Origin of the sequence: Nocardioides sp. TF02-7 (genome assembly GCF_022437945.1) — a bacterium.
Lineage (GTDB): Bacteria > Actinomycetota > Actinomycetes > Propionibacteriales > Nocardioidaceae > Nocardioides.
The window spans coordinates 3,931,572-3,945,475 of the sequence record NZ_CP092535.1 but is presented as its reverse complement, the minus strand read 5'-3'; the positions used below and the strand labels follow the sequence as shown (position 1 = coordinate 3,945,475).

The window sequence follows — 13,904 nt, the reverse complement described above, 5'->3', positions numbered from 1 at the left end:
CCCGACCGCAACGGACAGCGTCGTGGACGAGATCGCCATAACGGACCGGCAGGAGATCAAACCGATATCCGGGACCCTGCTCGACGGCACCTCGTTCGACAGCCGCGAATTTGCCGGACAGGTGACCGTCTACAACGTGTGGGGCTCCTGGTGCGCACCATGCCGGACCGAGGCACCCGTGTTACGTCGCGTCGCCGAGGAGACCAGCGAACTGGGAGTCCGGTTCATCGGAATCAACGTCCGCGACAACGATGCTGCAGCCCGCGCCTTCGAGGAACGGTACGAGATCGAATACCCGAGCCTCACCACCGGCACCTCCGGTGCGGCGCTGCTGGCGTTCGGCCCGGCCCTGCCGCCGAGCGCCGTGCCGAGCACCATGGTCGTCGACGCTGAGGGCCGGCTGGCGGCGCGGGTCATCGGGCCCGTCGATGAGACCACGCTGACGACACTCATCACCGACACGCTGAACGGCTCGGGGGCGCCACGATGATCGACCAGGATCTCGACCGCCCGGAATCGAGTGCAGCCGACCAGAGGCCCCGTACCGTCTCCTGGGGTTGGCTCCGTTGGGCCTGGCGGACACTGACGTCGATGCGGACGGCGCTGATCCTGCTCGCGCTCCTCGCACTCGCCGCCATTCCCGGATCACTGTTCCCTCAACGCAACGTCGCCACGGACCCCGCCGCCGTCCAGCAGTACTTCCAGAAACACCCCGACCTCGCGCCGTGGCTGGACCGGATCGGGTTCTTCGACGTCTATGCCTCCGCATGGTTCGCCGCCGTCTATGTCCTGCTCCTGATCTCGATGACCGGGTGCGTGCTTCCGCGATCGCTGCGCCTGTGGCGTTCCGTGCGGAGCGCGCCCCCACCTGCTCCACGCAACCTCGCGCGCATGGAGGATCACCACGCCTGGCAAGCCGGGACCGAGCACGCCGAGATCCTCGACCGAGCGGCACGCCACCTGCGAACGCGCCGGTTCCGGGTCGTCGTCACCGGCACCGAGGTCCGGGCCGAGCGGGGCTACCTGCGGGAGGTCGGCAACCTGTCGTTCCACCTCTCCCTGCTCGTGCTGCTCGTGGGCATCGCCGCCGGCAAGCTCATGGGATTCGAGGGCCGCGTGGCGGTGGCAGAGGGCGGGACGTTCGTCAACGACCGCTCCCCAGTACGACGTCTTCACGCCGTCCGCGTGGACCGACGTCGACGACCTTGAGCGACTGGCCTTCACGCTGGAGGACTTCAACGTCGAGTACCAGACAGCCGGTCCGAACGTCGGGCAGCCCAAGGAGTTCGTCGCGCGCCTGTCCTACCAGCAGGGCGACGATCCGACCGAACGACAGGCCACGGTGCAGCCAAACCACCCTCTGGACGTGAACGAGACGAAGTTCTTCCTCACGGGGAACGGCTACGCACCGCTCGTGACAGTCCGCGACGGGCATGGTGAGGTCGTGTTCACGGGGCCGGTCTTGTTCCTCCCCCTCGATGCCAACAACAGCTCCGACGGCGTGATCAAGGTGCCCGACGCCCAGCCCACCCAACTCGCCTTCGAGGGCCTCTTCCTGCCCACGGCGGATGTCGGTCCGGAGGGCCCGTACTCGATGTTCCCCCGACGCGCTCGACCCACAACTGTTCCTGACCGCCTACACCGGCGACCTCGGCATGGACGACGGCGTTCCGCAATCGGTCTTCACCCTCGACCGGGACGGTCTCACCCAGGTCAGGCGCGACGGCCAGCCGTTCAGCCAGGCGCTCTCGGTCGGAGAGACGATGAGACTGCCCGACGGGCAGGGCAGCCTGACCTTCGACGGGGTCTCCCGGTTCGCGAACTTCCAGGTCGCCTACGACCCCGGCAAGGAGATCACCCTGGTCGCGGCGATCGTGATCCTCCTCGGCCTCACGACATCGATGGTCATCCGTCGGCGTCGAATCTGGGTGCGGGTCTCCCCCGGCGCATCCGTTGGCTCCGATTCTCGCGTCGAGGTCGCCGGATACTCGCTGACGCGACGACGGCCACCGCCCGGCGAGGTCCGCGCACTCGTCGATGCCATCCGCGGTGTCGACCGCCACCAATCCCCGGCCCCCGACAACGACCACAGGTGACGACAATGGACACAGGCACGCTGGCCCAGGTCTCCAACAACCTGGTCTACGCCTCCATCGCGGTCTACGCGCTCGCCATGCTGGCGTACGCCGCCGAGACGGCCGGCGCCGTGACCGTTCGCCGTCGAGCCCCCGAGCACCTGACCCGGCCGAGGTCGCCGGGGCCGCAGGGGCGACTGCGCCGGCTGCCGTGGCGACGGCACCTCAGGTCCACGCGGGGAGCTCCCGACTTCGCCTGATCGGCGCAATCGGTACGTCGTTCACCGTTCTCGCGTTCCTGCTGAACGTCGCGGGCGCGGCAACTCGAGGCGTAGCGGCCGGACGCGTCCCGTGGGGCAACATGTACGAGTTCGTGCTCGTGTGCGCCATCGCGGCCGGCGGCGCCTACCTCGCCTTCCTCACCAGGGAACCCGTGCGCGCGTTCGGCGTGTGGATCGTGGGCATCGTGCTGCTCGCACTGGGTCTCGCCGTCACCGTGCTCTACGTCCCGGCCGGCGACCTCGTGCCCGTCCTGGACTCGTACTGGCTGGTGATCCATGTCGCGGCGGCGATCGCCGCCGGTGGTGTCTTCACGCTCGGCGCTGTCGCCTCGGCACTGTTCCTGCTCCGGCATCGCGCCGAGCGTCGCAACTCTGCCTCCCGCAACGAGGACAGCCCCACTTCCCGGCCACGCTACGCCGCGATCCTGCCAGCCAGCGAGAGGCTGGAGCAGGTGGCCCATGCCGCGCACATCTTCGCCTTCCCCGTCTGGACGTTCGCCGTGATCGCCGGCGCCATCTGGGCCGAGAACTCCTGGGGGCGCTATTGGGGCTGGGACCCCAAGGAGACATGGGCCTTCATCACCTGGGTGCTCTACGCCGCTCATCTCCATGCGCAGGCGACCGCCGGCTGGCGCGGGGTCCGGGCTTCCTGGCTCGCCCTGGCCGGTTACGCCGCGTTCCTGTTCAACTTCTTCGGCGTCAACCTGTGGATCACCGGCCTCCACTCCTACGCCGGAGTCTGAGACAAGGTGCGATCCCGACCATGAAGACGCGTACTTCGACCGCCGCGCGAGCACTCGCCGCGCTCGCCCCGCTGATCCTCATCGGCCTCACGCTCACCTGGCAGGCTGCACCCGCCGCGGCTCACAGCGAACTCGTGTCGTCGACGCCGGTCGACGGAGCGAGCCTGCGCGCTATGCCCGCGGAGGTCGAGCTTCAGTTCAACCAGGACATCGCTGCTCAGTTCGCGACCGTCACGCTGACTGCCTTGGGCACCCAGACCGATCCGATCACATTGGATCCTGCCGTCAGCGGCGCACGGGTCACGGCCGACGTGCCCAACGAGCTCGACCGAGCACGGTCGTGGCGGCTCGCCTACCGGGTGACATCCGCCGACGGACACCCGATCGAGGGCGCCGTCGACTTCGACGTACCGTCGGACGATCCGTCGGTCGAGGAGCGCCCACAGACCGACCAGACCGACGCCGGCGCAACGCCGCCCAGGGAGCACCAGAGCGGCCCGGACACATCTGACACCCGCGACTCACCATGGTCCTCGACGGTCATGATCGGCCTGATCGCGGCCGCCGGCACTGCCGCGGCCATCGTGCTCCTGCGGCGCGCGGCCCGGGAGGAGTGATCGACACGGTGTCCGCACTCGGCCGCGTTCGCTGGGCCGATTCGGTGGTCCTCGTCCTCGTTGTGGTCGTGGCTCCGGTGGCGGCCGTCGGAACGCTGCTGGCGACGGGCAGCATCGGAGGTGCACCTCCGACGGGGCTGCCCGACCCGGGTGCACTCACCCAGTGGGGGCTCCCGGTCAGCCGCGGCGTCCGGGATGCAGCGACGGCGGTGACGGTCGGAGCGCTCGTCCTGGCCACTGTCGCGGTGCCGGCGAAGGAGTCCGGGCTGTTGAGTCGGCCCCAACGACGGTTGGCCCGACTTGCTGCAATGGCCGCAGCGCTCTGGCTGACCGGCGTCGCCTGCGAGTTCGTCCTCACCTACGCCGACGCGGCCGGACAAGGCCCGTTCGAAGCATCGCCCGCGCAACTGCAGTTCTTCGCCACCGAGATGGCCATCGGTCAGCAGCTGGCCTGGAACGCACTCCTGGCCGGCATGACCACCTTCGCGGCACTCGCTGCACGTACTGTCACTGGGCTCGCGCTGGGCGGCGCGCTCGGCGTCGTCGGGCTGTGGGCGATGGCACTGACCGGCCATGCCGCGAGCGATGCCAACCACGATCTCGCCGTCAACGCGCAGTTCCTGCACCTGCTGGGTGTCGCAGTCTGGGTCGGCGGACTCGTCGCCCTCGTCTGGATCCACCGCCACCCCGACGTTGACCTCCGGGTCATCGCCGGACGGTACTCACGGATCGCGGGCTTGTGCTATGCCGCCACCGCGGCGTCCGGGCTAGCCGGCGGCGTGCTGAGGATCCCCGCGGTCACAGACGTCCTCAGCGACTACGGAGCCGCTCTCGGCCTCAAGTCGGCCTTGTTCGTGATGCTCGGCGTTCTCGGGTGGCGTCAGCGTCGTCTGGTCGTCCGACGACTCTCCAGCGAGTTCGACCCGCCGCGCAGATGGTCGTTCCTCCAGCTCACCGTCGCCGAGCTGGTCCTCATGGCAGTCGCCACGGGCGCTGGCGTCGCGCTGGCTCGCACTCCGCCTCCACAGGCCGCTGACTCCGCCGTACCGGTGCCGGCCGAGGAGCTCCTCGGGCGCCCAATGCCTCCTCGACTCGGCCTGCCCGAGTGGTTCACTCAGTGGCAGATCGACACCCTCTGGACGCCGGTCGCGATCGGCTTCGCTGCCGCCTACCTTGCCGGAGTCCGCCGCCTGCACCGTCGAAGCGAGACCTGGCCGCGCGGACGGACGCTGGCGTGGCTGGCCGGCTGCGCGGGGCTCGTGTGGGCAACCAGCGGGGCACCGGGCGCCTACGGCGACGTGCTGTTCAGCATGCACATGGTGCAGCACACGGCGATCATCGCCTTGGTTCCGGTGTGCTTCGCGGTTGCGGCGCCGATCACCCTGGCGCTACGCGCCCTGGGCCGTCGGGCCGACGGATCCCACGGGCCCCGTGAGTGGCTCTCGCACGTCGCGTACTCGTTGCCGGTGCAGCTGGTGGGCCACGGGATGGTCGCCGCTCCGCTGTTCGTGATCAGCGTGGTCGGATTCTACTCATCGTCGGCATTCGAGGCGTCCTTGCGCGGCCACACCATGCACCTTGTGATGACAGGGAGTGCACTGTTGGTGGGCTACCTGTTCGCCAACGCCGTCTGTGGCATCGACCCGACCATGCGCAGACCCAGCACCCGAACCCGCCTGCTGCTTGTCGGGGCCACCACGGCGTCCCTGGTGGCCTTCATGCTCGGCCTGATCGGATCCGACGACCTCCGCGCAGCAGACTGGTTCACGGTCCTGGACCGGCCGTGGGGCGCCAGCCCCGTCGAGGACCAGCAGCTCGGCGGCCTGCTCGGGCTCGCTCTGTTGCTCTGCCACGGCCTCGCGCTCTCCCTGTTGACCATCTCGGGAGATACGCGGGGACGCAGGGGGATCCCGAGGAGCTGTCCTTCCCCCCGAATCAGCCGCAGCCGTTGCCCACTCGGCCGAAGCACCAACCGGGAGTCAGGTCGTGTAGCGATCCGGCTGCGCCGAGAATGCGGCGGCGCACTCCAGGGAGCAGAAGCAATGGTGGCGGCCGTCATGCCGCAGGTGCCCGGCGCCGCCCGCGTGCGGGACCCACATCCGGCATACCGGATCGACCCCACCCCTGGGCCGGACGAGGCCGAGGTCGATGTCGAAGAGCTCGGGGGCATCGATGAGGTTGCGAAGCTCGACGGCACCCATCGACACCACACTGCGGCCTCGCTCCCGTGCGGCATCGGCCACCTCTGCTGTCGCGAGGGTCTGTCCACCCGACGCCTGTCCGGCGATCCGGGCGGCAAGATTGACCGCCGTGCCGAACATGTCGCCGTCGCGCTCCGCCGCAGGACCGTGGTGCAGCCCAGCGCGCGCCACCGGAAACCCCTCGAGCCCGGCGCAGGCGGTCAGCAGACGTTCAACGAGAGCGATACCCGTAGCAGGGGGACGGCGTGGCCAGGAGGACCGCGTCGCCGATCGTCTTGATGAGACGATCGCCGGTGTCGAGTTGCTCCTCCGCGAGGCGCGCGAACTTCGTCGCGAGGTCGGCAGCGTGCTCGTCGCCGTGCGTCTCGGTCAGGGCGGTGTAGCCGGCGAGGTCGACCATCGCGAAGGTCCACGCGCGAGTCGGTGGGGGCATGATCCGGCGATCTCAGGCGTGGAACGCCGCGGCACAGTAGTCGAGGAGCGCGGTCTCGAGCGCGGGCGCCGCCGCGATCAGGACCGGCGCCGCGACAAGTGCGGCCGCGATCCCGTGGATCGACCAGCGTTGACCGAGAGGCAAGCCAGGCGCGGTGACAACGAGGCGGTGCACGCGCTGCATCGCCGCGCCACCGTTGACCGCGAGTGCGCCGGCGGGAGACGTTCCCTCGGCGAGCGCGACCAGTGCCGCTGCGAGGTCCCGTCGACCTCCGGCGGCCGTTGCTCGATCGTCGGCGTGCATCTCCACCAGGGTCGCGATCTCGGTCTCGGCGATTGCGAAGAACCGGCTGCGTGGCATCGCCCGCCGCAACGCTGCTGCGACGGTGAGCGCGACGTGGTGGCGGCCACCGAGATGCGCTCGCTCGTGGGCGAGAGCGAGGGCCCGCTGGCGGGGCGTGAGGACGGCAAGGGCCCCTGTGGTCACCACGATCTGGTCCCTGCGCCCGGGGATGCAGAACACGGACGGACGGGGTTCATCGACGATCCACGCCCCGTCGACCGCGTCGGGGCGGCCGACCAGTGCGACTCGGGCGCGCTGCCGCTGCCGATCGCGCCGAACCGCCAGAAACTCGGTGACGACGCTCCAACCCAGGCGAAGGAGGAGTCCTGCGGCCCCGAGCACGCCGAGGACGTGGACCAACGCTCCCCCGGGCGTCTCATAGTGCTGCCGAACGAGGAACTCACATGCCCCGAGGAGACCCGCGATGTCGTCTGTGGCCGATGGCACCGTCGGGAGCGCGAGGGCGGCTCCAGCGAGCAGCAGTGATGCCGGGACGGTGACCGTCACGACTTGCCAGGCGACAACGCCTTGCCGCGGAGCTCGACGCATCCACGCAGCTCCGGGCAGCACCCGTTGGGCGGTGACGACCACGGTTGCGGCGAACAGGACGAGGCCGAGTGCGGCGATCATGGACGCTCCCCGTGGGCGTCGACCATGGGGGCGCATCGCGTTGACTGGTTCACCATGACACCTCGTTGCAGGCGGTAGCGTCCGACTCTATCTGCAACGTCGCGTGCTCGACGCCGTACCGGTTGCGGAGGGCGGCCTGTGCGGAGGTCAGGACCGCGGCCGGGTCGGCGCTCGGTGAGGCGACCAGGTGCGCCGTCGCGACGTTCATCCCGGAGGTGAGCGTCCACAGGTGGAGGTCGTGGACCTCCTCGACGCCGTCGAGGCCGTCGAGCGCCGCTTCGACCTCCGCTGGGGTCATGCCGGCAGGGGCGTGCTGGCCGAGGACCGTCAGGACCTCGCGTCCGAGCATGACGGCACGGACGATGACGAACAGCGCGATCGCCATCGCGATACCGGTGTCCCACCACGCGCTTCCGGTGAGAGCGACCATGGCGCCGGCGGCGATCACACCGACAGAGCCGACGGTGTCAGCGACAACTTCGAGGTAGGCGCCCTTGACGTTGATGCTCTCGCCCGCGCCACCCTTCAGCAACAGGAGGGCAGCCACGTTGATCAGCAGGCCGATCACACCGACGACCATCACCGCGCCGCTCTCCAGGTGAACGGCCTCCCCGATACGGGAAATGCCCTCGAATGCGACGTAGGCACCTGCCCCCAGCATGAGCAGGACGGTGAGGCCGGAGGCGAACACTTCGGCTCGATACGAGCCGAAGGTCTTGCGGCCGGTGCGGTCCTTCATGGTGGCAATCCGGGTCGCGGCGAGCGCCGCACCCAGGGCGACGACGTCCGCGGCCATGTGGCCGGCATCGGAGAGCAGGGCCAGCGATCCGGACCACCAGCCGACAGCGAGTTCGACGCCGAAGAACGACGCGACGAGTCCGAACGCGACAGCGAGCCTCCACCTGTGGCGGCCTCCCGCATGTCCGTGTCCGTGTCCGACTCCCATCACGACCCCTTCGCGGCGTCGGCACTGGGGACTGGCAGTTCGCTCTGGCAGCAGCCGGAGCCGCACCCGTCGTCACCTGCGACGGTGTCACCGGCCGATGTCGCCGCATCGGCCAGGTGGGGAGCGCACGAGCAGCCTTCGCCCCGCCACGCCTCGACGCCTTCGCGCACGGCGACCGCGGCGATCACCAGGCCGGCGATCGGGTCGGCCCACGACCAGCCGAGCGTCGAGTTCAGCAGGAGCCCGGCCAACAGCACCGCAGAGAGGTACGTGCACAGCAGTGTCTGAGTGGAGTCGGCGACAACGGCTCCGGAGCCGAGCTCCCGACCCGTCCGCCGCTGCATCCAGGAGAGGAAGGGCATGATCGCCAGCGACGCGGCAGCGAGACCGATTCCTACCGGCGAGTCATCCGGGTCATGGCTGCCGCTGAGCGCGCGCATCGACTCGAAGGTGACGTAGGCGGCGAGCGCGAAGAACGACAGAGCCATCAGCCGAAGCGCCTGCTGCTCCCGGGACTCTGGGAGGTGGTGCCGGAACTGCCACAGGATGATCAGACCGCTGCTCACCTCCACGACCGAGTCCAGACCGAATCCGACCAACGCAACCGATCCGGCGAGGAGACCGGCCGTGATCGCGATGACCGCCTCGATGACGTTGTAGGCAACCGATGTCGCCGCCAGCAGCTGTGCGCGCCGCATGAGCCGGCGCCGCCGCGTCGGATCCGCGAGGGTCCACGCTGTCGCGGCCGTCATCGCGAGGATCCCAAACCCGAGTTCGGGCACAGGATGACGGCGTCGCCAGTTGCTGCCAGCAGCTCCTCTGCGGCTGCGAACACTTTCAGGACCGCAGCGGGCTGAGTCAGGGTGAAGACCGAGGCCCGACCCACCGGTCGGGACTCCACCAGACCGCATTCGCGAAGGCAGGCCAGATGCTTGGAGACGGTGGACTGAGCCAGGCCGAGATGTGCGGTCAACTCCGTCACCTTGTGCTCCCCCAGCAACAGGTGCCGCAGGATGGCGACCCGCGACGGATCCCCCATGCCACGGAAGAGACACGCGGCCGCGACCGCGGCCTCTGTCTCGTCGACCGAACCTGTCGCGGTTTCGACACCCTGGGCTTTCATCGTCATATGGCGATGATAACGCCGGGCGTGCCCATCCAGTCAACCGGGGCGGTCGTCACACGCTCACTCCGGGTGCCGGTCGAGCAACGCCCGCAGCTGGGCGGCCTCCTCCGCGGGAAGCTGCTCGACGAAATGCATCAGCGCCGCGGTTCGGTCGCCGCTTGCACCGAGGGCATCCCCCATCAGGTCCGCGACATGTTCCTCTCGGGACCGTGTCGGTCGGTAGTTCCAGGCGCGGCCAAGACGCTCGCGCTCGACGAAGCCCTTGCGGTGAAGGTTGTCGAGAACGGTCATGACCGTGGTGTAGGCCCGATTGCGCTCGTGAGGAAGAGCCTCCAGAACCTGACGAACCGACTGGGGTGCGTCCGTGGCCCACAGAAGGTTCATCACCTGCGCCTCGAGCTCTCCCAGCCCCTTCATTCTCGGCATGCTCCTCACCCGCCTGCTTCCCCGACTCCGCCGGTATCCTACCTTTGATAGTAGATGCGCCGTCCCCAGAGCGTCGCCAGACATGATTGAGCACCCAGACGCATGAATGCCACCGACCTGGTGATGGAGGGACCCCTCATCGTCGCCGCAGCGCTCGCCGTCGCGGCTGGCCTGGTCTCGTTCCTCTCGCCATGCTGCCTGCCACTCGTGCCCGGGTACCTGTCCTACGTCGCGGGCATGGCCGGCGCCGAGCACCGCACACCGGTCGCGGTCGGTTCCGGCCAGGCTGAGCCAACAGCCCGTGCCCCGTTCGAGGCGCGGCGCAGACATGACCGGCGGGTCGTCCTCGGTTCGGTGCTCTTTGTCCTCGGCTTCGCAGCTGTGTTCACGAGCTACGGCGTGCTGTTCGGGGCGCTGGGCAGCCTGCTCATCAGCCATCAGGAGACGGTCGTTCGGTTCCTCGGCATCGTCACCATCGTCTTCGGACTGATGTTCAGTGGGTTGTTGTCGCGCATGCCGCTGGCGAGCCGTTCCATCCGGTTGTCGTACCGACCGAGGGCCGGGCTGGCCGGGGCCCCCGTCCTCGGCGTGATGTTCGGCCTCGGCTGGACACCGTGCATCGGCCCGACTCTGGCCGCAGTCCTGACCCTCGCCACGACGAGCGCCGGTGCCGGCCGCGGCGCCTTGCTCTCGTTCGCCTACAGCGTCGGTCTCGGCATCCCCTTCATCGTGGCTGCGTTCTCGATCTCAAGGTTCATGGCGCGGATGCAGTGGGCACGACGTCACGCCCCGCGAGTGATGATCGTCGGCGGCCTCGTCATGGTCGTGCTCGGAGTGCTTCAGGTGACCGGGCTGTGGCTTGATCTGATGACTCGGCTCCAGGGGTGTCGTCGCCAACTGGCAGACCCCCGATCTGAGGCTGCGAGTCTCGCATGCCCCATATCGGATGATCTCTTAGGGAACGCGGCTGCCCTGCGCAAACGCAACGTTCCCCCTCCCCGTTCCCCCTCCTTGTTACCGGATTCCGGTAACGCTGCGCCTCCAGTCTCGAGGCATGTTCGACCCGGCAAACCCGAAGCCCGACTGGACCACCTCGACAATGCAGCGCGTTGCCGGCGAGCCCACCCTGGGTGCTGCCGCGATCCGCTACGCGAATCTCGGCATCCCAGTGTTCCCCTGCGTGCCGGGCGGCAAGCAGCCACTCACGCCGAACGGCTTCCACGATGCGACGTCCTCCGCTCGCGTCGTGCACCGCTGGTGGGAGCGCACGCCCGAAGCGAACATCGGGCTGCCTACGGGCGCCCGCACCGGCATCCTCGTCGTTGACATCGACGTCCACGCGGGCGGCAGTGGATTCGCGGCGTTCGAGCGTGCTCGCTCTGATGGGCTCGCCACGCATTGGGGCTGGCTCGTCCGCACGCCGTCGGGCGGGGTCCACGCCTACTACCCGAGCGTGCCCGACCGGGAGCAGCGGTCGTGGCAGGTCCCGTCCGCGCACGTCGACTTCCGGGGCGATGGTGGCTACGTCATTGCTCCCCCGTCGCGGCTCGAGGTGGACGGCGTGATCAGGGCGTACGAGGTCATCGCGGTCACGACCCAGCCGGCGGAGCCGCTGGACGCGGTCGGGCTTCGCCCGTTCCTGGAGCCGCCCCGGCCGCGACCGGTAGCACCACCGTCAGGGCTCTCTCCGAAGGGCTGCCACCCTGAGGCGCTGGCCAGAGTGGTGGCGCTGACGCCCGAAGGCGGTCGCAATCGCGCCCTCTTCTGGGCGTCATGTCGCATGGCCGAGGACGGCCAGAGCCGCGCGAACACCGTCAGCTATCTGATGCCCGCCGCCCAGTACGCCGGCCTTCCCGATCGGGAAATCGAGTCGACCATCGACTCCGCCTTCCGGATCGCGTCCCGGCTCGGCCCCGGGAGCCGCCTGGGCCCTACTCAGAGGAATGAGGCGATCCAGCTGTGAACACCCACGCCGAGTACCGCCGTCACAGCTACCGTCCGCACGAGCCGTCTGTGCAGAGCACCGAGGCGACCGCGAGCGCCCTCGCTCGCCACCGTGATCCGTCGATGCGCGCGGTTGAAGCGCAGACACCGGCGAACGCACCCAAGGGCATCGCCTGGGTTCGGCCGACCGAGCTCTCGTCGTACCTCAGCCCGACAGTCGCGCGCGGCATCGACCTCCAAGCCGAGTTGATTCGTCGCACACGGCGTACTCCTGTCGTTGCGCGGCGTGCCCTCCAGCGAGATGTCCACTCCCCCGCGCCGACACCGGCAGCAAACCGGACGGAGGGGATGTCGCTGTGAAGCACTCATTCGAAACCGCGACTGGGCTCCGCCGGCTTCTCGTCCGACTGCGGGTGTCCGGACCGAACGCGTGGGAGCACGACGCCGAGGCCCACGACCTCATGCTGTACGCCGCGCGGAAGTACGAGGCGCTCGCGATCAAGCACCGCTGCGACCCGACCGCAGGAGCCGCGGCAGCCTCTGAGGCCATGCGGACCTACGCCGTCCGCACCGCTGACGACCCGTGGGCCGTCGTCACTATGGCGGTCAAGGTCACGCTCATTGCCGAGGAGCGCGCCGACGGACTCCTGTGCTCCGTCGACCAGGCCAGGCGGCCGGAGATCTCCAGGCACCACGACGTACGCCGGTTCTGCGACACGGAAGCCGACCTGCCCAACTTCCTTCCCGCGCTCGCCGTCGAACCGTTCGACCCGGAAGAGACTCCGCCGACTGGCGCCTACGAAGCTGTCGACGCGACGATCGACCTCTTCACCGCGCTGGGCTGGCCGCGGGACACGGCCACGTGCACGCTCGACTACATCTCCGCCCGCCTCGTCGAATCCGGATCACGTCCCAAGGCGCACGCGGCCCTGCGGCGCGACCAGACCGCGCGGGCACTCCTCGACATCGAGCAAGAGGCATGGTCGACGGTCCTGCGGATCGTGCTGGGCAATCCGAACCCCGACGAGGCATGTACGTCGGACGGGCACGGCGTACTCCTGCGACTTCTCATCGGCCACCCGGTCGCCGAACTGTTGGACGACGACCTGCTGGTCTTCGAGATCAGCGCGGCCGCTCCCCGACCGAAGGCTCGGATCCATGTCTGACACGCGGAGTCACATCGAACTGGATCGAGCGCTCGACTCGATCACCGTCGGCGTCCGCCACCGCAAGGATCCCGGCGACCTCAAGCCCCCTCATGGAGTCGATCGAACGGCTCGGCCTGCTGCAGCCCATCACCATCACCCCCGAGGGTCTCCTCGTGTGCGGGTCGCGGCGCCTGGAGGCCGTACGCCGGCTCGGCTGGCGCACCGTGAAGGTCTGGGTGCGCTCCGGGATCTCCGACAAGCTCTCGCTGCTGCTCGCCGAGCAGGATGAGAACCAGCTGCACAAGCCGCTCAACGAACTCGAGAAGGCCGCGCTCTACCGAGAGCTGAAGGCGCTTAGAGCCGAGGACGCGGAGCGGCGGATGCAGGCGACCCAGTTCGGGGGTTCCGGGTCCGCACCCGGTGCGGAGCCGGGCGAGACCGGTGATGCCCGGTCACACGCAGCCATGGCGATCACCGGCAAGGCGTCGTACAACACCCACGAGCGGGTCTGCGCGCTCATGGATTGGGCCTCCCGAAAGGCCACGCCGCCGGAGATCCGCGCGATGGCTAACGACGCGCTGAAGAGGATCGAGCAGGGCGAGCCGGTGAAGCCGCTCTACCTCCAGGTCAAGGAAGCCTTCGACCAGGCGCAACAGCCTCAGCCGGAGGAGGAGACGGATCTCGCTCGGCTGGCGCGCGAGGCACGGGAGCGTGCCGAGCGCGAGGCGCGTGAGAAGGGCCGCAAGAACCTCAAGCGCAGCCACGGACCGAGCAGCCACTTCAGAAGCATCCGCTCCTTCAATCTGACCTGGACCGAGCTCGACGGGTGGACGGAGCTCTACGACGTCGACGCCCTGGCGGCCGAGCTCAGCCGCGCCGACTGGGAGCGGTTCGACCGCGTCGTGACAGCGACGATCGCGTTCCGCGACCAGCTCGTTGCCGCGCGTCGGCACGCTGCGACATCGGCATAGTCGGCGCACCTATCGGACGTC

Annotated in this window: 16 protein-coding genes and 2 pseudogenes; 12 read left to right on the top strand and 6 right to left on the bottom strand. The window is 69.1% G+C overall.

All coding sequences use genetic code 11. From position 1 onward, the window contains the following. Nucleotides 1-22: 22 nt before the first annotated feature. From MF408_RS20425 to MF408_RS20395, 8 genes and pseudogenes are all read left to right on the top strand, one after another. Nucleotides 23-490: a TlpA disulfide reductase family protein gene (locus MF408_RS20425; protein WP_240249182.1), complete on the top strand. Its 468-nt coding sequence runs from the start codon at nt 23-25 to the stop codon at nt 488-490. Next, complete coding sequence (locus tag MF408_RS25980; protein ID WP_345893781.1) at nt 487-1,209, top strand: cytochrome c biogenesis protein ResB; 723 nt, start codon at nt 487-489, stop codon at nt 1,207-1,209. The genes MF408_RS20425 and MF408_RS25980 overlap by 4 nt, the downstream gene beginning before the upstream one ends. Continuing rightward, nucleotides 1,193-1,585 (top strand): annotated as a pseudogene (locus tag MF408_RS25975) (cytochrome c biogenesis protein ResB); the annotation flags it as partial. The gene MF408_RS25980 and the pseudogene MF408_RS25975, both read left to right, overlap by 17 nt. Continuing rightward, nucleotides 1,569-2,096, top strand: a complete 528-nt coding sequence (locus tag MF408_RS20415) for a cytochrome c biogenesis protein ResB (protein WP_240249181.1) — start codon at nt 1,569-1,571, stop codon at nt 2,094-2,096. The pseudogene MF408_RS25975 and the gene MF408_RS20415, both read left to right, overlap by 17 nt. 5 nt (nt 2,097-2,101) lie before the next feature. Then, the gene (locus MF408_RS20410) at nt 2,102-2,335 is read left to right on the top strand and encodes a hypothetical protein (RefSeq protein ID WP_240252195.1); all 234 of its coding nucleotides are present in this window, start codon (nt 2,102-2,104) and stop codon (nt 2,333-2,335) included. Continuing rightward, a complete protein-coding gene (gene ccsB / locus MF408_RS20405) occupies nt 2,287-3,099 on the top strand; it encodes a c-type cytochrome biogenesis protein CcsB (RefSeq protein ID WP_240249180.1) in 813 nt (270 codons plus the stop codon). Before MF408_RS20410 ends, ccsB begins: the two co-directional genes overlap by 49 nt. A gap of 20 nt (nt 3,100-3,119) precedes the next feature. Beyond that, entirely contained in the window at nt 3,120-3,716 is a 597-nt protein-coding gene (locus tag MF408_RS20400; protein ID WP_240249179.1) for a copper resistance CopC family protein, read from the top strand. Between the two features lie 8 nt (nt 3,717-3,724). Further along, complete coding sequence (locus tag MF408_RS20395; RefSeq protein WP_240249178.1) at nt 3,725-6,196, top strand: cytochrome c oxidase assembly protein; 2,472 nt, start codon at nt 3,725-3,727, stop codon at nt 6,194-6,196. On the opposite strand, the gene MF408_RS20390 is transcribed toward MF408_RS20395, so the two are convergent. The 6 genes from MF408_RS20390 to MF408_RS20365 form a co-directional block, all read right to left on the bottom strand. After that, a complete protein-coding gene (locus tag MF408_RS20390) occupies nt 6,129-6,317 on the bottom strand; it encodes a hypothetical protein (RefSeq protein ID WP_240249177.1) in 189 nt (62 codons plus the stop codon). The two genes, MF408_RS20395 and MF408_RS20390, sit on opposite strands and share 68 nt — an antisense overlap. Nucleotides 6,318-6,362: 45 nt before the next feature. Beyond that, nucleotides 6,363-7,034 (bottom strand): M56 family metallopeptidase, encoded by a 672-nt coding sequence (locus MF408_RS20385; protein ID WP_240249176.1) that lies wholly within the window; start codon nt 7,032-7,034, stop codon nt 6,363-6,365. Between the two features lie 337 nt (nt 7,035-7,371). Continuing rightward, nucleotides 7,372-8,268 carry a cation diffusion facilitator family transporter gene (locus MF408_RS20380; RefSeq protein WP_240249175.1) on the bottom strand — a complete coding sequence of 299 codons (897 nt, stop codon included), beginning with the start codon at nt 8,266-8,268 and terminating at the stop codon, nt 7,372-7,374. Further along, the gene (locus MF408_RS20375; protein WP_240249174.1) at nt 8,268-9,020 is read right to left on the bottom strand and encodes a cation transporter; all 753 of its coding nucleotides are present in this window, start codon (nt 9,018-9,020) and stop codon (nt 8,268-8,270) included. Before MF408_RS20375 ends, MF408_RS20380 begins: the two co-directional genes overlap by 1 nt. Continuing rightward, nucleotides 9,017-9,397, bottom strand: a complete 381-nt coding sequence (locus tag MF408_RS20370) for a metalloregulator ArsR/SmtB family transcription factor (protein WP_345893780.1) — start codon at nt 9,395-9,397, stop codon at nt 9,017-9,019. The genes MF408_RS20375 and MF408_RS20370 overlap by 4 nt, the downstream gene beginning before the upstream one ends. A 57-nt stretch (nt 9,398-9,454) precedes the next feature. Further along, nucleotides 9,455-9,811, bottom strand: a complete 357-nt coding sequence (locus tag MF408_RS20365) for a BlaI/MecI/CopY family transcriptional regulator (protein WP_240249173.1) — start codon at nt 9,809-9,811, stop codon at nt 9,455-9,457. Between the two features lie 111 nt (nt 9,812-9,922). Between MF408_RS20365 and MF408_RS20360 the strand changes: the two are divergent. From MF408_RS20360 to MF408_RS20345, 4 genes and pseudogenes are all read left to right on the top strand, one after another. Beyond that, nucleotides 9,923-10,606, top strand: a pseudogene (locus MF408_RS20360) (cytochrome c biogenesis protein CcdA); the annotation flags it as partial. A gap of 268 nt (nt 10,607-10,874) precedes the next feature. Then, on the top strand, nt 10,875-11,783 hold the full coding sequence (locus MF408_RS20355) for a bifunctional DNA primase/polymerase (protein ID WP_240249172.1): 909 nt from the start codon (nt 10,875-10,877) through the stop codon (nt 11,781-11,783). 442 nt (nt 11,784-12,225) lie between these two features. Next, entirely contained in the window at nt 12,226-12,930 is a 705-nt protein-coding gene (locus tag MF408_RS20350; RefSeq protein ID WP_240249171.1) for a serine/arginine repetitive matrix protein 2, read from the top strand. Between the two features lie 92 nt (nt 12,931-13,022). After that, complete coding sequence (locus MF408_RS20345; protein ID WP_345893779.1) at nt 13,023-13,883, top strand: ParB N-terminal domain-containing protein; 861 nt, start codon at nt 13,023-13,025, stop codon at nt 13,881-13,883. The last annotated feature ends 21 nt before the right edge of the window (nt 13,884-13,904 follow it).